The sequence below is a fragment of the Kitasatospora sp. NPDC085895 genome, assembly GCF_040702125.1.
GTDB classification, from domain to species: Bacteria; Actinomycetota; Actinomycetes; order Streptomycetales; family Streptomycetaceae; genus Kitasatospora; species Kitasatospora arboriphila.
In genome coordinates this window covers 113,115-131,763 of record NZ_JBFBJY010000018.1, presented here as the reverse complement: position 1 = coordinate 131,763, position 18,649 = coordinate 113,115, and the positions used below count along the sequence as shown (strand labels likewise).

General features: G+C 74.7%; 20 protein-coding genes. 11 read left to right on the top strand and 9 right to left on the bottom strand.

What is annotated here, in order from left to right; genetic code table 11:
• Positions 1–138 precede the first annotated feature (138 nt).
• The 3 genes from AB0442_RS14720 to AB0442_RS14710 form a co-directional block, all read right to left on the bottom strand.
• Positions 139–786, bottom strand: a complete 648-nt coding sequence (locus tag AB0442_RS14720) for a PH domain-containing protein (RefSeq protein ID WP_366163008.1) — start codon at positions 784–786, stop codon at positions 139–141.
• A gap of 132 nt (positions 787–918) precedes the next feature.
• A complete protein-coding gene (locus tag AB0442_RS14715; RefSeq protein WP_366163007.1) occupies positions 919–1,656 on the bottom strand; it encodes an ABC transporter permease in 738 nt (245 codons plus the stop codon).
• The gene (locus tag AB0442_RS14710) at positions 1,653–2,414 is read right to left on the bottom strand and encodes an ABC transporter ATP-binding protein (RefSeq protein ID WP_366163005.1); all 762 of its coding nucleotides are present in this window, start codon (positions 2,412–2,414) and stop codon (positions 1,653–1,655) included. Before AB0442_RS14710 ends, AB0442_RS14715 begins: the two co-directional genes overlap by 4 nt.
• A gap of 146 nt (positions 2,415–2,560) precedes the next feature.
• Between AB0442_RS14710 and AB0442_RS14705 the strand changes: the two genes are divergently transcribed.
• A complete protein-coding gene (locus AB0442_RS14705; protein WP_366163004.1) occupies positions 2,561–3,118 on the top strand; it encodes a hypothetical protein in 558 nt (185 codons plus the stop codon).
• A 235-nt stretch (positions 3,119–3,353) separates the two neighbouring features.
• Here the strand turns inward: AB0442_RS14705 and AB0442_RS14700 are convergent, their stop codons facing one another.
• Entirely contained in the window at positions 3,354–3,965 is a 612-nt protein-coding gene (locus tag AB0442_RS14700; RefSeq protein ID WP_366163002.1) for a TetR family transcriptional regulator, read from the bottom strand.
• Between the two features lie 124 nt (positions 3,966–4,089).
• Between AB0442_RS14700 and deoC the strand changes: the two genes are divergently transcribed.
• From deoC to AB0442_RS14675, 5 genes are all read left to right on the top strand, one after another.
• On the top strand, positions 4,090–5,076 hold the full coding sequence (gene deoC, locus AB0442_RS14695; RefSeq protein WP_344622192.1) for a deoxyribose-phosphate aldolase: 987 nt from the start codon (positions 4,090–4,092) through the stop codon (positions 5,074–5,076).
• Positions 5,077–5,081: 5 nt separating this feature from the next.
• Positions 5,082–6,569: an aldehyde dehydrogenase family protein gene (locus tag AB0442_RS14690; RefSeq protein ID WP_366163001.1), complete on the top strand. Its 1,488-nt coding sequence runs from the start codon at positions 5,082–5,084 to the stop codon at positions 6,567–6,569.
• A complete protein-coding gene (locus AB0442_RS14685; RefSeq protein WP_366162999.1) occupies positions 6,562–7,464 on the top strand; it encodes an aldehyde dehydrogenase family protein in 903 nt (300 codons plus the stop codon). Before AB0442_RS14690 ends, AB0442_RS14685 begins: the two co-directional genes overlap by 8 nt.
• Before the next feature lie 150 nt (positions 7,465–7,614).
• Complete coding sequence (locus AB0442_RS14680) at positions 7,615–8,022, top strand: hypothetical protein (RefSeq protein ID WP_366162998.1); 408 nt, start codon at positions 7,615–7,617, stop codon at positions 8,020–8,022.
• An 89-nt stretch (positions 8,023–8,111) separates the two neighbouring features.
• On the top strand, positions 8,112–8,756 hold the full coding sequence (locus AB0442_RS14675) for an ATP-binding protein (protein ID WP_366162997.1): 645 nt from the start codon (positions 8,112–8,114) through the stop codon (positions 8,754–8,756).
• Between the two features lie 44 nt (positions 8,757–8,800).
• Here the strand turns inward: AB0442_RS14675 and AB0442_RS14670 are convergent, their stop codons facing one another.
• Together AB0442_RS14670 and lysA are read right to left on the bottom strand one after the other, a co-directional pair.
• Positions 8,801–10,243 carry an amino acid permease gene (locus tag AB0442_RS14670; RefSeq protein ID WP_366162996.1) on the bottom strand — a complete coding sequence of 481 codons (1,443 nt, stop codon included), beginning with the start codon at positions 10,241–10,243 and terminating at the stop codon, positions 8,801–8,803.
• A gap of 33 nt (positions 10,244–10,276) precedes the next feature.
• On the bottom strand, positions 10,277–11,539 hold the full coding sequence (gene lysA, locus AB0442_RS14665; RefSeq protein ID WP_366162994.1) for a diaminopimelate decarboxylase: 1,263 nt from the start codon (positions 11,537–11,539) through the stop codon (positions 10,277–10,279).
• Positions 11,540–11,650: 111 nt separating this feature from the next.
• On the opposite strand from lysA, the gene AB0442_RS14660 reads away from it, so the two are divergent.
• The gene (locus tag AB0442_RS14660) at positions 11,651–12,826 is read left to right on the top strand and encodes a helix-turn-helix domain-containing protein (RefSeq protein ID WP_366162993.1); all 1,176 of its coding nucleotides are present in this window, start codon (positions 11,651–11,653) and stop codon (positions 12,824–12,826) included.
• A gap of 166 nt (positions 12,827–12,992) precedes the next feature.
• On the opposite strand, the gene AB0442_RS14655 is transcribed toward AB0442_RS14660, so the two are convergent.
• On the bottom strand, positions 12,993–13,601 hold the full coding sequence (locus AB0442_RS14655; RefSeq protein WP_363543374.1) for a SigE family RNA polymerase sigma factor: 609 nt from the start codon (positions 13,599–13,601) through the stop codon (positions 12,993–12,995).
• 604 nt (positions 13,602–14,205) lie between these two features.
• Here AB0442_RS14655 and AB0442_RS14650 point away from each other — a divergent pair.
• Complete coding sequence (locus AB0442_RS14650; RefSeq protein ID WP_263105055.1) at positions 14,206–14,886, top strand: response regulator transcription factor; 681 nt, start codon at positions 14,206–14,208, stop codon at positions 14,884–14,886.
• Between the two features lie 54 nt (positions 14,887–14,940).
• The gene (locus AB0442_RS14645; RefSeq protein ID WP_363543334.1) at positions 14,941–16,428 is read left to right on the top strand and encodes a HAMP domain-containing sensor histidine kinase; all 1,488 of its coding nucleotides are present in this window, start codon (positions 14,941–14,943) and stop codon (positions 16,426–16,428) included.
• On the opposite strand, the gene AB0442_RS14640 is transcribed toward AB0442_RS14645, so the two are convergent.
• Entirely contained in the window at positions 16,379–16,759 is a 381-nt protein-coding gene (locus AB0442_RS14640) for a hypothetical protein (protein WP_366162991.1), read from the bottom strand. The genes AB0442_RS14645 and AB0442_RS14640 overlap by 50 nt on opposite strands.
• Between AB0442_RS14640 and AB0442_RS14635 the strand changes: the two genes are divergently transcribed.
• Together AB0442_RS14635 and AB0442_RS14630 are read left to right on the top strand one after the other, a co-directional pair.
• On the top strand, positions 16,748–17,398 hold the full coding sequence (locus tag AB0442_RS14635; RefSeq protein WP_366162989.1) for a VanZ family protein: 651 nt from the start codon (positions 16,748–16,750) through the stop codon (positions 17,396–17,398). The genes AB0442_RS14640 and AB0442_RS14635 overlap by 12 nt on opposite strands.
• A 508-nt stretch (positions 17,399–17,906) precedes the next feature.
• Positions 17,907–18,089 carry a PspC domain-containing protein gene (locus tag AB0442_RS14630; protein ID WP_263105051.1) on the top strand — a complete coding sequence of 61 codons (183 nt, stop codon included), beginning with the start codon at positions 17,907–17,909 and terminating at the stop codon, positions 18,087–18,089.
• Positions 18,090–18,169: 80 nt separating this feature from the next.
• On the opposite strand, the gene AB0442_RS14625 is transcribed toward AB0442_RS14630, so the two are convergent.
• Positions 18,170–18,589, bottom strand: coding sequence for an ATP-binding protein (locus AB0442_RS14625; RefSeq protein WP_366162988.1), 420 nt, complete (start codon positions 18,587–18,589; stop codon positions 18,170–18,172).
• Positions 18,590–18,649: the final 60 nt, after the last annotated feature.

The window sequence follows — 18,649 nt, the reverse complement described above, 5'->3', positions numbered from 1 at the left end:
GCCCCCGCCCTCCGGCCCCGCCCCCCCCGCCCCCCCCGGCCCCCCCCCCGCCCCCCCCCCGGGGCCCCCCCCACCCGCAACCGCCCCCCGCCGACCTCTCGGGTCGGCGGGGGCCCGTGCGTCCGTACGACGCGGGCGTCAGCCCGTGACGATCAGGGTGACCAGCGCGATCAGGCCGGCCACGGTCGGCACGATCACCCACCAGCACCAGCTGACGGTCACCTCGCCCTTGGCCTCGGGCCGGCCGGCGCACCGCTCGGCCAACTCCTGCAGGTTCCCGACGACCTGGTCGGACCAGGCCCGGGTCGGATCGTTCTCGCCCGGCCGCAGCGACGCCGACGGCGTGCCGTCCTTGGCCGCCCGCATCGCCCGGCGGCTCGCCGCCTTCCGCTGGCGGATCGACACCGGCACCGCCCAGACCTGGTACTTGTGCCCGCCGGCGAACAGCTCGACCGAGTACCCCGACCGCAGCCCCTCCACCTGCGACCACGGCGCGTGGACGCTGCGCAGCGGGTTGCGGACGAGCAGCCGGCGCTCGTTGGCGTACACCGCGGGGCGCAGTGTGTAGGCGATCACCGGGAAGACGAAGACCGGCGCGGCGGCGAGCGCCACCCAGGGCGTGCGGCCGGTGCCGGAGATCACGGCGTCGCCGATCAGCCAGGCGGCCACGGCGAGCAGCAGGACACCGGAGATGATGCCCGGGCCGGAGCGGTAGACGCGGTCGGCGTACTGCGGCTCCTCGGGGGCGGCGGGACCCGGGTGGGGCGTGCCGTCGGATTCGGTCATGGGGACGATTCTGCCGCATGGGACCCGTCCGCCCCAGGGACCCCGGCCGCCGGATTCCCGCGGGTCACGGCGGGCGCCGCCGGACCGGGGCCGGTCCGGCGGCGCGGCACGGCGTGCGTCCGCCGCGCGGGGTCAGGGGGTGCGGCGGCGGAGGGTGGCCGCGCCGAGCCCGAGGGCCAGCAGCGCGCAGCCGGCGATGACCGCGAGGTCCGTGACCACCTCGCTGCCGACACCGCTGTGCACGGTGAGCCGGCCCATCGCGTCGACCGCGTACGAGAGCGGCATCACGTCGGAGGCCCAGCGCAGCACGTCCGCCATCTGCTCGCGGGGCACGAACAGGCCGCAGAGCAGGAACTGCGGCAGCAGCACGGCGGGCAGGAACTGCACGGCCTGGAACTCGGTGGCGGCGAACGCGGAGACCAGCAGGCCGAGCGCCATGCCGAGCAGGCCGTCGCCGACCGCGACGGCGAACAGCAGCCAGGTCGGGCCGGCGACGTCGAGGCCGAGCAGGCCGATGGTCAGCGCGGAGGCGAGCGCCGCCTGGACGAGGGCGACCAGGCCGAAGGCGAGGGCGTAGCCGAGCAGCAGGTCCAGCTTGCCGAGCGGCATGGTGAGCAGCCGCTCCAGGGTGCCGGAGGTGCGCTCGCGCAGCATGGCCACCGAGGTGACCAGGAACATCACCAGCAGCGGGAAGACCCCGAGCAGGGCCGGTCCGATCCGGTCGAAGGTGTCCGGCTGCCCGTCGTACATGTAGCGCAGCAGGGTCAGCAGGACGCAGGGGACGACGAGCAGCATCGCGAGGGTGCGCGGGTCGTGGCGCAGCTGGGCGAGGACGCGGCGGGCGGTGGCGAGGGTGCGCCGAATGTTCATCGGCCGGTCTCCACGGTGTCGGCGGTGCGGGGGGTGTCCTCGACCAGGCGGAGGAAGGCGCTGTCGATGTCGGCCGCCCCGGTGGCGGCGAGCAGGGCGGCGGGGGTGTCGTGGGCGAGCAGCCGGCCGTCGCGCATCAGCAGCAGGCGGTCGCAGCGGGTGGCCTCGTCCATGACGTGACTGGAGACCAGCAGGGTGGCCCCCTCCTCGGCGAGGCCGCGGAAGAGCTGCCAGAGGTCCTGGCGCAGCACCGGGTCGAGGCCGACGGTGGGCTCGTCCAGGACGAGGAGCTCCGGGGCGCCGAGCAGGGCCGCGGCGAGCGAGACTCGGGCACGCTGGCCGCCGGAGAGCCTCCCGGCGGGGTCGTTCTCGTGGCCGGTCAGGCCGACCTGGCGGATCACCCGGTCCGGGTCGCCCTTCGGTGCGCCGAGGACGGCGGCGAAGTAGGCGAGGTTCTCGGTGACGGTGAGGTCGGCGTAGACGGAGGGCGCCTGGGTGACGTAGCCGACGCGGTGGCGCAGCGCGGCGTCCCCGGCCGGGCGGCCGAGCACCTCGACGGTGCCGCCAGCGGTGCGCTGCACGCCGACGACCGACCGCAGCAGGGTGGTCTTGCCGCACCCGCTGGGGCCGAGCAGGCCGGTCACCGATCCGCGCGGGATCTCCAGGTCGAGGCCGTGCAGGACGGGGCGGCCGCCGCGGACCACGGTGAGGCCGGCGGTCCGGATCGCGGGGCCGGGCCCCGCCTCATAATTCATCATGCGATGAGTTTTGCGTTCCGCACCCCGGCCGTCAAGGGACCCGGCACGGCGGCCGGGGTGTCGCACGGTGTTTCTCGGGGTGTCGTGCGGTGGAGCGGGGCGGCCCGGGCATGGACAACGGGCCCGCCGACCAGCAGGGTGGGCGCGTGACCGCACCGGACGCCCCCGCCCCGCCCTCCGACAACACCGCCGCCGCCGCCGACCCCACCGACGCCGCCCTGCCGACCGGGACCGACCGGGAGGCCCCCGGCACCGTGCGGGGGCTGCCGCTGCCGCAACTGCTGCTCGACCTGATCGCCGACGGCCGCTGGCGGCACCCGGGCGACGAAGCGCTCGCGGCCGCCCTGCCCTGGTTCGCCGACCCGGTGGAGCTGCTGCCCGACGTGGCGGCGGTGCGGCGCCAGTCCGCCTCGCTCGACGACCTCTCGGGCGAGGACCTCGGCCCGCTCTTCCGGCAGGCCCGCGGCAGCACCGCCGACGACCCGGTCGAACTGCCGTGGCTGGACGCCGAACGGGCCGTGCTCATCGCGGTCGCCCGCACCGCCGGGGACGACACCGCCCTCGCCCTCGACTACCGCACCGACCCGGCCGACCCGCGGGTGGTGGGCAGCGACATCTGGACCGACCCCCGCGAATACACCTGGCGGGTCGCCGCCCCCACCTTCACCGCCTTCGCCACCACCCTCGGCCTCCTGGAGCCGTGAAGACCGACCACCCCAGGGGCGCCGGGGGCAACCTCGGCCTCCCCGAGCCGCAGAAGAAGGGAACCACTCAGGGGCGCGGGGAACTGCACCATTCGGAGGCGGCTCACCGGCGAATCAGGGGCACCCCGGCGCCGCCACGACGCCCGTTCCCGGACTGCGCAGTCCGCCCCCGGCCTTCGGTCGGGAGGTGCCCCCAGCGCCCCTGAGTGGTTCCCCCCTTTCGGAGGGGAAGGCCTCAGGCCTCGACGAGGTACCCCTGGACCGCGCGGGCCAGCAGCGGCAGCAGGTCCTCGCCCGGGGCGGAGGCCAGCGGTTCGACGGCGATCACGTAGCGGGCCATGGCGAGGCCGAGGATCTGCGACATCACCAGTTCGACGCGGAGTTCGGGCTGCGGCACGTCGAGGCCGGCGGCGACCCGGGAGACCACCTCGGTGACCATGAAGCCGCGCATCAGAGCGGCGACCTCCTCGGAGGCGGCGGCCGTCCGCAGGACGGCGAGCAGCCGGTCGCGGACGGTCGGCTGTTCCCACAGGGCGAGGACGAACCGGGCGACGCGTTCGCCGACCTGCGCGCGGTCGCCGGCCAGCACCTGGTCGACGATCAGCCGCGGGTCGACGGGGAATTCCAGGGCGGCCAGGAAGAGCCTGTCCTTGCTGCCGAAGTAGTGGTGCAGCAGGGCGGCGTCGACGCCGGCGGCCCGGGCGATCGCCCGCATGCTCGCCTTCTGGTAGCCGAGGGCGGCGAACTCGGCCCGGGCGGCCTCCAGCACCGTCCGCCGGGTGTCCGCGCCGCCGGGGCGCCGGCCGGTCTTCTTGCGGGGTGCGGGCTGTTCGGCTGCGGAAGTCACCAGGGCATTCTTCCCGGCCGTCGGGGGCGTCCGGGGGCGGTGGGGCGCCACATCTCGGTCCGGCATCGAAAACAGCCCCTCCCTAGCGGATCGCTACGCGCGTAGATATGCTGGTCTGGTGACTATGTCCACTCTTGCAGCCCACGCCCCCGGCGCTGCGGGCAGCGGCCTCGCGGACGTCGCGGCGTCCGAGGCCTCGCTCCGCCGCTTCCTGCACGGCCTGCCCGGCGTCGACCAGGTCGGCCTGGAGGCTCGCGCCGCCACCCTCGGCACCCGTTCGATCAAGACCACGGCGAAGGCGTACGCCATCGACCTGGCGATCTCGATGATCGACCTGACCACGCTGGAAGGCGCGGACACGGTCGGCAAGGTGCGCTCGCTGTGCACCAAGGGCCGGAACCCCGACCCGTCCGACCCGACGGCTCCGCGGGTCGCGGCGATCTGCGTCTACCCGGACATGGTCGCCACCGCCAAGGAGGCGCTGCGCGGCACCGACATCCAGGTCGCCTCGGTCGCCACCGCCTTCCCGGCCGGCCGCGCGGCCCTGCCGGTGAAGCTCGCCGACACGGTGGACGCGGTCGCCGCCGGCGCCGACGAGATCGACATGGTGATCGACCGCGGCGCCTTCCTGTCCGGGCGCTACCTGGACGTCTTCAACGAGATCACCGCGGTCAAGGAGGCCTGCCGGCGTCCCGACGGCACCTCCGCCCACCTCAAGGTGATCTTCGAGACCGGCGAGCTGCAGACGTACGACAACGTCCGCCGCGCCTCCTGGCTGGCGATGCTGGCCGGCGCGGACTTCATCAAGACGTCCACCGGCAAGGTCGCGGTGAACGCCACTCCCCCGGTGACCCTGCTGATGCTGGAGGCGGTCCGCGACTTCCGCGCCGCGACCGGCGTGCAGATCGGCGTGAAGCCGGCCGGCGGCATCAAGACCACCAAGGACGCCATGAAGTACCTGGTGATGGTCAACGAGACGCTGGGCGACGACTGGCTGAGCCCGCACTGGTTCCGCTTCGGCGCCTCCAGCCTGCTCAACGACCTGCTGATGCAGCGCCAGAAGCTGACCACCGGACGGTACTCCGGCCCTGACTACGTGACGGTGGACTGAGACAGATGGCCAAGAACACCAAGAAGACCGACGCGCCCGTGGCGCAGGCCCCCCGCGGCGGCCTCTTCACCTACGCCCCCGCCCCGGAGTCCCCGGCCGCGGCCGGGGACATCGCGACCTCCTACGGCCACTTCATCGGCGGCGAGTTCGTCGACTCCTCCGGCAGCGAGGCGCTGAAGACCGTCAACCCGGCCACCGAGCAGGTGCTGGCGGAGTTCGCGCAGGGCACCGGGGAGGACGTCGACCGCGCGGTCGCCGCCGCCCGCAAGGCCTTCGCCGACTGGTCGGCGCTGCCGGGCAGCGAGCGCGCCAAGTACCTGTTCCGGATCGCCCGGATCGTCCAGGAGCGCTCCCGCGAGCTGGCCGTGCTGGAGTCGATCGACAACGGCAAGCCGATCCGCGAGACCCGCGACTTCGACGTGCCGATGGTCGCCGCGTGGTTCTTCTACTACGCGGGCTGGGCGGACAAGCTGGACTACGCGGGCTACGGCCCCGACCCGCGGCCGGTGGGCGTCGCCGCGCAGGTCATCCCGTGGAACTTCCCGCTGATGATGCTGGCGTGGAAGATCGCCCCGGCGCTGGCCACCGGCAACACGGTCGTCCTCAAGCCGGCCGAGACCACCCCGCTGACCGCGCTGCGCTTCGCCGAGATCTGCCGCCAGGCGGGCCTGCCGAAGGGCGTCGTCAACATCGTCACCGGCGACGGCCGCACCGGCGCGGCGCTGACCGCCCACCCGGACGTGGACAAGGTCGCCTTCACCGGCTCCACCCCGGTCGGCCGCTCGATCGCCCGGCAGCTGGCCGGCACCCGCACCAAGCTCTCGCTGGAGCTCGGCGGCAAGGCCGCGAACATCGTCTTCGACGACGCGCCGATCGACCAGGCCGTCGAGGGCATCGTCAACGGCATCTTCTTCAACCAGGGCCACGTCTGCTGCGCGGGCTCCCGGCTGCTCGTCCAGGAGTCGGTCCAGGACGAGTTCCTGGAGGCGCTCAAGCGCCGGATGTCGACCCTGCGGGTCGGCGACCCGCTGGACAAGAACACCGACATCGGCGCCATCAACTCCTCGGCGCAGCTGTCCCGGATCACCGAGCTGACCGACGCCGGCGAGGCCGAGGGCGCCGAGCGCTGGTCGCCCTCCTGCGACCTGCCGGGCACCGGGTACTGGTTCCGCCCGACCCTGTTCACCGGCGTCTCGCAGGCCCACCGGATCGCCCGCGAGGAGATCTTCGGCCCGGTGCTGTCGGTGCTGACCTTCCGCACCCCCGCCGAGGCGGTCGAGAAGGCCAACAACACCCCGTACGGCCTCTCCGCCGGCATCTGGACGGAGAAGGGCTCGCGCATCCTGTGGACGGCGAGCCGGCTCAAGGCCGGTGTGGTCTGGGCCAACACCTTCAACAAGTTCGACCCGGCCTCGCCGTTCGGCGGCTACAAGGAGTCGGGTTACGGCCGCGAGGGTGGCCGGCACGGTCTGGAGGCCTACCTCGATGTCTGACACGACCCTGCGTCTTGACGTCCTCAAGACCTACAAGCTGTACGTCGGCGGGAAGTTCCCGCGGTCCGAGAGCGGGCGGGTGTACGAGGTGACCGACTCCAAGGGCCAGTGGCTCGGCAACGCCCCGCTCGGCACCCGCAAGGACACCCGGGACGCCGTCGTGGCCGCGCGCGCCGCGGTCAAGGGCTGGTCCGGCACCACCGCGTACAACCGCGGCCAGGTGCTGTACCGGGTCGCCGAGATGCTGCAGGGCCGCCGCGAGCAGTTCGCCGCCGAGGTCGCCGCCGCCGAGGGCCTGGGCGTCAAGAAGGCCGCCGCGCTGGTGGACGCCGCGATCGACCGCTGGGTCTGGTACGCGGGCTGGACGGACAAGGTCGCCCAGGTCGCCGGCAACGCCAACCCGGTCGCCGGCCCGTACTTCAACCTGTCGACGCCCGAACCGACCGGTGTGGTCGGCGTGCTGGCGCCGCAGGCCGGCCACGGCTTCTCCTTCCTCGGCCTGGTGTCGGTGATCGCCCCGGTGATCGCCACCGGCAACACCGCCGTGGTCGCCGCCGCCGCCGAGGCGCCGCTGCCGGCGCTGTCGCTGGGCGAGGTGCTCGCCACCTCCGACCTGCCCGGCGGTGTGGTCAACGTGCTGTCCGGCCGCACGGCCGACATCGCGCCCACGCTGGCGTCCCACCAGGACGTCAACGGTCTCGACCTGACCGGCGCGGTGCACCAGGACGGTCCGGGCTCGCCCGCCGCCCTGGAGGCCGCTGCCGCCGAGACCCTCAAGCGCGTCCTGCGGCCGGCCGCCGACCCGGCCGCCGCGGACTGGACGGAGGCGCCGGGCACCAAGCGGCTGACCTCCTTCCTGGAGACCAAGACGGTCTGGCACCCGATGGGCATCTGACCACCGGGCCGCGACGAAAGTGGGATCCGCACCCTCCCGACCGGGGGTGCGGGTCCCACTTTCGTCGTTGCGGTTCCGGCCGGTCGGCGGGCAACTGGCCGGGCCCCTCCGCGAGTCCAACGGGGCAGGAACGACCGGAAGGACGAAACGATGTGGGAGTTGGCCGCCGACCTGGCGGTTCTGTTCGGGGACGGGCCGCTGCGGGCGCTGCGCGCACGGCGGGCGCGCCGGCGGCTGACGGCCGGCCTGCCGACCCGCATACCGTGCTCGGTCCGCTCGGAGCGCCCGGGCTGGCCGGCCGCGTTCGAGAACGGGAGCCTGCTGTTCACCCCGGGCCGGCCCACCGCCGCCTTCGGCTCCCGCCGGCACCCGCGGCTGGAGTTCGGGCTCGGCGGTGAGCACCGCGACCCGGAGCCGGAGGACTGGTTCGACCAGGACTGGGCGGCCACCGGCTACCTGCCGCCGGACGGCGGCGCGGCGGTGTTCGTCCAGGTGCACAGCCGCTACCTGGTGACCACCCGGCTCGCCCTCGGCGGCCCGGTGGACGGGTCGGTCTGACGGCGCGCCCCCAGGGATCCGTGTGAGATTGGCCCGGGGGCGTCCCGGCGGTACCGGTGGACGCCGGTGATGCGTCAGACTGGTGTCCCGTGAGTGACACCCCGCTGAACCCGGCGCCGATCCAGCGCGCCCGCGTCATCCTGCTGTCGGGACCCTCCGGATCGGGGAAGTCCTCCCTCGCCGAGCGCACCGGCCTGCCCGTGCTCCAGCTCGACGACTTCTACAAGGACGGCGACGACCCGACGCTGCCGCAGCTGCCGGACGACGGCGGCACGGACTGGGACTCGCCCGCCTCCTGGCACGCCGAGCAGGCGATGGCGGTGATCCGGGCGCTGGTCGAGGGCGGGCGTGCGGACGTCCCGGTGTACTCGATCCCGGACAACGGCCGGGTGGGGGTCCGCCCGTTCGACCTCGGCGGCGCGGCCGCGTTCGTCGCGGAGGGCATCTTCGCCGCCGAGCTGGTCGGCCGCTGCGAGGCCGAGGGGCTGCTCGGCGACGCGCTGTGCCTGCGCAACCGCCCGTCCACCACGGCCTGGCGGCGCTTCCGCCGGGACGTCCGCGAGGGCCGCAAGTCGGTGCCCTACCTGCTGCGGCGCGGCTGGCGGCTGATGCGTGCCGAGCGCAGCATCGTGTCCCGCCAGACCGCCCTCGGCGCGCACGCCTGCGCCGGCCCGGAGGCCGAGCGGCGGGTCCGCGCGGTGGCGGACGTCCGGCCGGTCCGCGTCGCGGCCTGAGCACGGCCCGGACGGCGCTGCACGGCCCCGGGGCGCCGCGCCGGTCAGGGCGCCGTACCGGTGAGCACCGGCCCGGCCTCGGCCCGGCCGGTCCGCTGCAGCACGGAGTGGTGCCGGCTGTAGCCGAGGTAGACGGCCACGGCCAGGGCCAGCCACACCGCGAACATCAGCCAGGTGTCCACCGGCAGCCCGTACAGCAGGTAGCCGCAGAAGGCGACGGACAGCAGGGGCACCACCGGGTGGCCGGGCACCCGGAAGCCGCGCTCCAGGTCGGGGGCGGTGCGCCGGAGGATCAGCACGCCCAGGGAGACCACGGCGAAGGCCACCAGGGTGCCCAGACTCGTCAGGTCGGCGAGGACGTCCAGCGGGACGACGGCGGCGAGCACCGCGACCAGTGCGCCGACGACGGCGGTGCCGGCGACCGGGGTGCCGCTGCGCGGGCCGACCCGCCGGAACAGCTCCGGGAGCATGCCGTCCCGGCTCATCGTGTACAGGATCCGGGTCTGCCCGTAGAGGACCACGAGGACGACGCTGACGATGGAGAGCACGGCGCCCGCCGAGAGCAGCAGGCCGGGCCAGCCCGCTCCGGTCACGCGGGTGAGGATCGCCGACAGGCCGGCCTCCTGCCCGCCGAAGGCCGTCCAGGGCTGGGCGCCGACACCGACCAGGGCGACCAGCACGTAGACGGCGGTGACGACCAGCAGCGCACCGATGATCGCCAGGGGCAGCGTGCGGCGGGGGTTCTTCACCTCTTCGCCGGCGGTGGAGACGGCGTCCAGGCCGATGAAGGAGAAGAACACCGTGGAGGCGGCGGCGCCGATGCCGGCCGCGCCCATCGGCGCGAACGGGTGCAGGTTGGCGGCGTGGAATCCGGTCGCGCCGACCACCACGAAGAGCGCCAGCACGGCCAGCTTGACCAGCACCATCACGGTGTTGACCAGCGCGGACTGCTTCGCCCCGCGGACCAGCAGCAGGCAGCAGAGCAGCACCAGGACGGCGCCGGGCAGGTTGACCCAGCCGCCGGCGCCGGGTGGGGCCGCGACCGCCTGCGGCAGCTGGAAGCCGAACAGCCGCTCGGTGAGGTCGTTGAGGTACTGGCCCCAGCTCACCGCGATCGCCGCGCCGGAGACGGCGTACTCCAGCAGCAGGCACCAGCCGACCGCGTAGGCGGCGAACTCGCCCAGGGTGGCGTAGGCGTAGGAGTACGAGGAGCCGGAGACCGGTACGGCGGAGGCGAGTTCGGCGTAGCACAGGGCGGTGAGGGCGGCGGTGACGGCGCCGATCACGAAGGAGAGCACGACGGCCGGGCCGGCCTCCGGCACCGCCGAGTCCAGGGTGAAGAAGATCCCGGTGCCGATGGTGGCCCCGATGCCGATCATGGTGAGCTGGAACAGGCCGACGGTGCGGCGCAGTTCGCCGCCGCCCTGGAGGGCACCGACCGGCTTGCGTCTGAGGAGTTGCCGGCGGAGCGTCACGTCCGATGTCATGGTGGACCTCTCGTGCGGGGGTGGGGTTTCGGGTCAGTCCAGGTCGCGGCGGAGCAGGTCGCCGTACGTCTCCCGGCGCACCACGGCGCGGTGGCGGCCGTCGCGGCAGAAGACGACCGGGGGCCGGCGGGCGCCGTTGTAGTTGTTGCCGAGGGCGTAGGTGTACGCGCCGGTGACGGGGACGGCGATCAGGTCGCCGGGGCGGGGGTCGCGCAGCGGGACGCCCTCGCTGAGCACGTCGCCGGACTCGCAGTGCCGGCCGACCAGCCGGACGGGCCGGCCGCCGCCCACCCGGGTCGCCACGGTGGCCTCGAAGCGCTGCTGGTAGAGCGAGACCTCGAGGTTGTCGCCCATGCCGCCGTCGACCGCGACGAAGGTCGGACGGCCGTGCTTGACGGTGACCGCCCGGTAGAGCGAGACGCCGGCCTCGGCGGTCATCGAGCGGCCGGGCTCGATCAGGATGCGGGCGGCACCGGGCAGGGTGCCGCGGGCGCTGTCGACGAGGGCGTCCAGGTACTCGTCCACGCTCGGCGGGCCGTCCTCGTAGGTGTAGCGGGCGCCGAGGCCGCCGCCGAGGTCGTAGACGTCGAACGTGCCGAGCCCGGCGACCGCCTCGACGGCCTGCTCGAACGGCTTGGTGTCCATGATCTGTGAGCCGATGTGCACGTGGACGCCGTCCAGGCGCAGGCGGTCGCTGCCGCGCAGCCGGGCGATGGCCTGGCGGGCCTCGGGCAGCAGCAGTCCGAACTTGGAGCCGGCTTGGCCGGTGGAGACGGCCTCGTGGGTGTCCGGGCGGATGTCGGGGGTGACCCGGACGAGGACGCCCTGCTCGCGGCCGGGCCGTCCGGCGAGGATCAGCTCCAGGCGGTCGATGTCGTCGAAGTTGTCGACCACGATCAGCCCGGCGCCGGCGTCGACGGCCATCCTCAGTTCCTCCGAGGTCTTGGCGTTGCCGTGCACGACCAGACCGGCCGGGTCGGCGCCGCCGGCCACGGCGAGGGCCAGTTCGCCGCCGCTCGCCACGTCGATGCCGAGTCCCTCCTCGGTGAGGGCCCGGTAGACGGCGGTGCACGGGAAGGCCTTGGAGGCGAAGGTGACCCGGGAGTTCGGCCAGCGGGCGGCGAGGCCGTCGGCGTACGCGCGGGCCCGGGCGCGCAGGGCGCCCTCGTCCACGATCAGCGCCGGGGTGCCGTACGTCTCCGCGAGTTCGGCCACCGGACAGCCGGCGATCACCAGGGCGCCGTGGTCGTCGAGTTCGGTGCCGGGCGGGAAAAGGCCGATCAGCTGGTCCTGCATGGTGCCCCTTCCGGGGGTGGGCTGCGGTGCACAGCCATCGTGGCGGCGGTCCGGCCGGACGTCGTTGGCGAAATCGCCTAGGGTCAGGGCATGCAACATGCGGAATCGCCAATGGAGGGCACCAGCGAGGAGCTGTTCGCGCTGGCCAACGCCATCGCTGCGGTGACCGGCGGATCGGTGGCGGTCGAGGACCTGGACCGGCGGGTGCTCGCCTACTCCGCGCTGCCCGACCAGCGGATCGACGAGCTGCGGCGGCGCGGCATCCTGGAGCGGCGGGTGCCGGACCAGGCCGAACAGCAGGCCCAGTACCGGGAGGTGCTGGCCGCGCCCGGCGTGACGCGGCTGCCGACACTCGCCGAGGACGAGCTGCCCCGGGCGGCGGTGGCGATCCGGGCGGGCGACCTGCCGTTGGGCACCCTCTGGGCGATCGAGGGCCCGGACGGCCTGGACCCGGCCGGCGAGCGGGCGCTGCTCGACGGCGCCCGGCTGGCCGCGCTGCACATCCTGCGCCGCCGCAGCGCACAGGAACTGGAACTGCGGGCGCGGGAGGACGGGCTGCGCGACGCCCTGCACGGCGGCGGGCGTACCGCGGACCTGCGGTACGCGCTGGGGCTGCCGGAACGGCCGCGGCTGGTACTGGTCGGGCTGACCACGCTGCGGCGGCCGGGCGAGGAGCCGCCCTCGGTGGTGCGGCTCGCCGCAGCGGCGGCACGGCACTGGTCGGCCGTGCACGGGGAGGCGGCGGTGGCTGCCGTCGGCCGGACGGTCTACGTCCTGCTCGCCGAGGTCGGGCCGACGGCCGCGCGCCGGCTGGCGGAACAGGCGGTGGCGGCGCTCGGACCGAGCGGCGGCGGGACGGTGCGGGCCGCCGTCAGCCGGCCGGCGGAGGACCTGGAGGCGGTGCCGGCGCTCCGGGCCGAGGTGGACGACGTGCTGCGGGTGATCTCGGCGGATCCCGGGTGCGCCGCGGTCGCCGGCCTGGCCGACGTCCACGCCCGGGTACTGCTGGCCCGGGTCGCCGACGAGCTGGCCCGGCGCCCGGAGCTGCGGCACCCCGCAGTGGACGCCATGCTGGCGCACGACCGGGAGCACCGCACGGAGTACGCCCGGTCGGTGGCGGCGTGGCTGGACGCCGTGGGCTCGGTGGCGGCCGCGGCGGAGCGGGTCGGCGTGCATCCGAACACGCTGAAGTACCGACTGCGGCGGGCCGGGCAGTTGTTCGGCCTGGACCTGGATCACCCGGACGACCGGCTGTCGGCCTGGCTCCAGCTGCGGCTGGCGCTCTGAGGGGGCCGGGGCGGACGCACAGGAGCCCGGTGCCTCTCCCCGGCACCGGGCTCCTGCTGTTGCGGGGCTGCGGGCTTCCCCCGTCGGCGGCCACTCCCCCGAGTAGGCCGTCCGCGCTTCCGCGACCCCTTCACCCGTCCCCCGACGGGAGTCCTGTGGTGTGCGGTCAGGCGACCAGCTCGCCGAAGGCGTGCACGGTGTCGCCCGTCCGGTTGAGCTGCTCGTCGTCGCGCAGCCGGCGCAGCGCGCGCCAGATGCTGCTCTTGACGGTGCCGACGCTGATGCCGAGGATGTCGGCGATCTCCGGGTCCGTGCGGCCCTCGTAGTAGCGGAGCACCAGCATGGTCCGCTGGTTCTCCGGCAGCTTGGCCAGCGCCTGCCAGAGCACGGTGCGCAGCTCGGTGCCGCCCATCGCGTCGGTGTCGCCGGCCGTCTCCGGCAGCTCCTCGGTCGGGTACTCGTTGACCTTGCGGCGCCGCCAGGCGGAGATGTGCAGGTTGGTCATGGTGCGGCGGAGGTAGCCCCCGACCGCGGCCTTGTCGGTGATCCGGTCCCAGGCGCGGTAGGTGCTGAAGAGCGCGCTCTGCAGCAGGTCCTCGGCCTCGTAGCGGTCACCGGTGAGGTGGTACGCGGTGGCGTACAGGGAGGCGCGGCGCTCGCGCACGTATGCGGTGAACTCCGCGATGCGGTCCGCCGCCTCGGGCGAGCACTCCCCCTGCGCGCCTCCCTGTCGACCGTCCTCGGCACCGGCTGCCGCGGGGGTGAGCCGCAGCAGCGTGGTGCCTGCGGCCTGGCGGGCGTCCGGCTCCCCCGAGCCGGCGCCGCGCAGGCCTTCCCCCGTCGGGATGGCCCGACCCTGACCCACCGGGAGGATCCCCCGGAGCGTCATGGTCGAGCTGCTGTCGGCCGCGTTCCCCCGGTGGCCGATCCCGTACAGCTCCCCCCCGTGCCCGCCGCCGTTGGGGCGGTGGGCTCCGGTGCGGTGTGCGCACCCCCGTACGATCACGGCACCGGAAGTCTCGTCGGTCCGCACCTCGTACCTGGTCCGCGGGTTCGCGGTCGAACGCGCTGCGCGGACGGCCGCGTTGCGGGTCAGAAGCGTTGCGTTCATCGTGCGCCCCCATGGTCGGTACGTGCGGTTCCCGTCGCCGTTCCTCCCGGTTCTCACCCGGTCGTTCCCGGCGACAAGGAAAATCCTGCCCGCCCGTCGTCATGGCGGTGTCCGCCGACTGTCACAGGGCTGTCACAGCGCCCGGGGCGTCCGGGCACACTGCTGTCACACCCGCCCGGACGCCCGAACCGGCGCCTCCGGTTCCCGCGACCGTTCAGCAACCACCCGGGTGGGTGATCTGTGGCCGCGGGTGGGCCAGAATGAGCCCGTGCCTTTCCTGCTTCTGATCGAGGACGACGACGCCATCCGGACCGGGCTCGAACTCGCCCTCACCCGCCAGGGCCACCGCGTGGCCACCGCCGCCTCGGGCGAGGACGGCCTGAAGCTGTTCAAGGAGCAGCGTCCGGACCTCATCGTCCTGGACGTCATGCTGCCCGGCATCGACGGCTTCGAGGTGTGCCGTCGCATCCGCCGGACCGACCAGCTGCCGATCATCCTGCTCACCGCGCGCTCCGACGACATCGACGTGGTGGTGGGCCTGGAGTCCGGCGCCGACGACTACGTCGTCAAGCCGGTCCAGCCGCGCGTCCTGGACGCCCGGATCCGGGCCGTGCTGCGCCGGGGCGAACGCGAGTCCTCGGACTCCTCCACCTACGGCAGCCTGGTCATCGACCGCTCGGCGATGACCGTCACCAAGGACGGCCAGGACCTGCAGCTCACCCCGACCGAGCTGCGGCTGCTGCTGGAGCTGAGCCGCCGGCCCGGCCAGGCGCTGTCCCGGCAGCAGCTGCTGCGGCTGGTGTGGGAGCACGACTACCTGGGCGACTCCCGGCTGGTGGACGCCTGCGTGCAGCGGCTGCGGGCCAAGGTCGAGGACGTGCCGTCCGCGCCGACGCTGATCCGCACCGTGCGCGGGGTCGGCTACCGGCTCGACCCGCCGCTGCAGTGACTCCCGTCCGCCGCCCGGCCGACCGCCTGTTCCCGTTCCCGTCTGTGAGACCTGTTGACTGACCCCCAGACCCCGCCGCGCCGCCGCCGTCCCTGGCGGCGGCTGCGCTCGCTCCGGGTCCGCCTGATCGCCGTGTTCGCCGCGGTCGCGCTGATCACCGCGGTGTCGGCGTCCGGCATCGCGTACTGGCTGAACCGCGACGCCGTCCTCAAGCGCGCCCAGGACACCGCGCTGAACGACTTCCGGGTGTCGCTGACCCGGAACGTCTCCGACCTGCCGCTGGAGTCCACCTGCCCGGAACTCGCCTACCTGGCGCAGCAGGTGGCCTCGTCCGGGCTCAACTACGACGTGGTGGTGACCGATCCGGCGCAGCCGGGGTGCGCGGTCTCCACCGACCCGTCACGGTTCGCCCTGCAGGACGTGCCGCAGGCGCTGCAGCGGGCGGTGGCCGCCCAGCGGGAGGTCGGCGCGGGCAACCAGTACCCGTACCACCTGTACTGGCAGCGGGTGAACCTGGGCAACCGGCCGTTCCTGGTCGGCGGGACGAAGGTGGTGCCCTCCGGCCCGACGGCGTACATGTTCAAGTCGCTGGAGGACGAGCGGGCCGATCTCAACACGCTGGGCTGGTCGCTGGCGATCGCCACGCTGCTGGCGCTGATCGGCTCGGCGCTGCTGGCGCAGGCCGCCTCCTCGACCGTGCTGCGGCCGGTGCGCCGGCTCGGCGAGGCCGCCCGGCGGCTCGGCGAGGGCAAGCTGGACACCCGGCTGGAGGTCGAGGGCGGCGACGAACTCGCGGACCTCGCCCGGACGTTCAACCGCACCGCGGAGTCGCTGTCGCACCAGGTCGAGGAGTTGAGCGCCCGCGAGGCGCAGAGCCGCCGCTTCGTGGCCGACATGTCGCACGAACTGCGCACCCCGCTCACCGCGATGACCGCCGTCACCGACATCCTGGAGGACGAGGCGGACTCGCTGGACCCGATGATCGAGCCCGCGGTGCGCCTGGTGGTCAGCGAGACCCGGCGGCTGTCCGACCTGGTGGAGAACCTCATGGAGGTGACCCGCTTCGACGCCGGCACCGCCAAGCTGGTCGCCGACGAGGTGGACATAGCCGACCTGATCATGTCCTGCATCGACGGCCGGGCCTGGTACGACGCCGTCGAGGTGGACGCGCCGCGCGGCATCCGGCTGATGGCGGACCCGCGCCGGCTGGACGTCGTCTTCGCGAACCTGATCGGCAACGCCCTCAAGCACGGCGGCTCTCCCGTCCGGGTCGTCGTCCGGCAGGAGGGCGACCGGGTGGTCGTCGAGGTCCGCGACAGCGGGCCGGGCATCCCCGAGGAGGTGCTGCCGCACGTCTTCGACCGCTTCTACAAGGCCGACAAGGGGCGGGCCCGCTCCGAGGGCAGCGGCCTCGGGCTGTCCATCGCGATGGCCAATGCACAGATCCACGGCGGCACCATCACGGCCGCCAACGGGGAGAGCGGCGCGGTCTTCACCCTGACCCTGCCGCACACCCCACCCAGCCAGGAGGACGCACAGTGAGCGCGGTACGGAGGGCGGCGGCACTGGTCCTGCTGGCCGGAGCCGCGGCCGGCTGCGGCATCCGGCCGACGGCGGTCCCGGTGGACGCCGGGGCGCCCGCCAGCCGCACGGCCTGCCCGAGCCCCGTGCAGGTGCCGCGGGCGGCCACGCCGACGGCGGCCTCGCCGGCCCCGACCGGCGCGCCGTCCGTCGCGGCGAAGAGCCCGGCGCCGCTGTTCAGCGTCACGCCGACGCCGAGCGCTTCGGCCTCGCACTGCCCCTGAGCCGCCCGGGCCGGGACGGTGGAACCGTCCGCGGCCGAGACCGCGTCCACCCGGTTGTGCACCGACATGGCACCACCACCCGCACCGGCGCAGCGGCCGGGGACGACCCGATCGAGGACACCGGGCCGACCGGTCGGACCCAGCCGCCGGAGGCCTGCCGCACGCTGCGGACGACCGCACGGCTCCTGCTGGCCGGCTACGCGGTGCTGCTCGCCTGGCTGGTGCTGACGCCCAACGCGGTGAACTGGACCTACCCGGCCAACCTGACCCCGCTGGCCTCCGTCGACCGGGCGCTCGCGCTCGGCGGCTACGCCGGGGCCCGGCAGCTCGCGGCCGGCATCCTGCCGCTCGCCCCGTTCGGGGTGCTGCTGCCGATCGCGGTCGGCCGGCTGCGCACGCCCGTGCTGCCGTCCTTCCTGCGCACCGTCGGCGGGGCCGCCCTGCTGGCGACCGGGCTGGAGATCCTGAAGAGCTGGACCCCGGGCCACGTGCTGAACGTCGACGACATCATCCTCGGCACGGCCGGTGCGGCCGCCTGCCACCTGCTGCTGGTGCCGGCCGCCCGCGCCCTGCTCCGGCTGCGGGCCCGCCGCCGGCGCCGCGCCGCCCTCCCGGCCGCGCAACCGCACCACCGCACCTACGAACTCGCCTCCCCGGCCGCCCCGCTGGGCCGCCTCACCGCCCCGGGCAGCCCCACCGTCCGGTGACACCAGCGCGGCACGGCCGGCGGGCGCGTCCCGGCGGCGGCGCACGGCATGTCCGGACGGACCCGGCTCCTGCCCCGGCCCGGTGACACCGTTCCCGCACCGTGGACCTGCCGCCGGCGGCGCCCACGCGGCCGCCCGCGACCCCGCGCCACGCCTTGGTTCCCGAACCCGCACGAGCCGCCCCCGCGGGCCCGTGCGAGCGGACTCGGCTCCCGCCGCGGCCCGGCAACACCGCTTCCCCACCGCGGACCTGCCACCGGCGGCGCCCACGCGGCCGCCCGCGACCGGGCCCGGACGAGCCTCCCCCACGGGCCCGTCGGCACCCCGGCCGGCTGTGTGTCTCGGGGGCGGCCCTGAGGGCGACCCTGAGAGCGGCGTCCGCCGCCCCGGTGAGAGGTCAGGGGCGTGGATCACTATCGGGGCTGACGTTTCCAACGGCCCGGCCGAGCACGATGGACACATGCCCGCCGGACGGACCGGACCGGGCCCGCGACCCGGGAGTCACCCCATGAGCACGCTCGCCCGCCCCCGCCACAACCGCGTCATCGCCGGCGTCTGCGCCGGGCTGGCCAAGCGCTTCGGCCTCGCCCCGTGGACCGTGCGGATCATCTTCCTGCTGTCCTGCCTGCTGCCCGGCCCGCAGTTCCTGATCTACCTGGCGCTCTGGCTGCTGCTCCCGCAGGAGCCGTGAGGCACGGCGAAGGGCCGCCCCCGCACCGCGGGGGCGGCCCTTCGCCGTTTCCGTGCCGTGCCGGCCGACTGCGGCCGGTGTCAGCCGCCGATGCCGGGCAGGGCACCGCCGGGGCCCGCCCCGAGGCCGCTGACCGTGCCGAGCACGCCGCCGACCGGGGTCTTCTCCAGGCCCTGGGCGCCCGGGACGGGCGGCAGCGCGCGGTCCGCGGCGGCCTCGGGCGCGGCCGGGGCGGCGTCGGCGGCCGGCGCCTCCGCGGCGGGGGTCAGCTTGCCGCCGACCTCGGGGTTGAGGGTGCCGACGGCCTGGGTGACCTCGCTGCCGCCGGGCACCTTCTGAACGGCACCGGGCACCGCGCCGGTCAGACCGGGGTTGGTCAGCGCGCTGGTCGGGAGTCCGAGCCCACCGGGGGCGGCCGCGGAGGCGGTGCCTGCGGCCACGGCGGCGATCGCGACGCCCAGAGCGGCGGTGCCTGCGGCCTTCAGAGTTGCCTGCTTCATGCGTTGGTCCTCGGTTCTCGTCGGTGCCCGTGGTACGGCCGTTCCGGGGAGCGCCCGTCG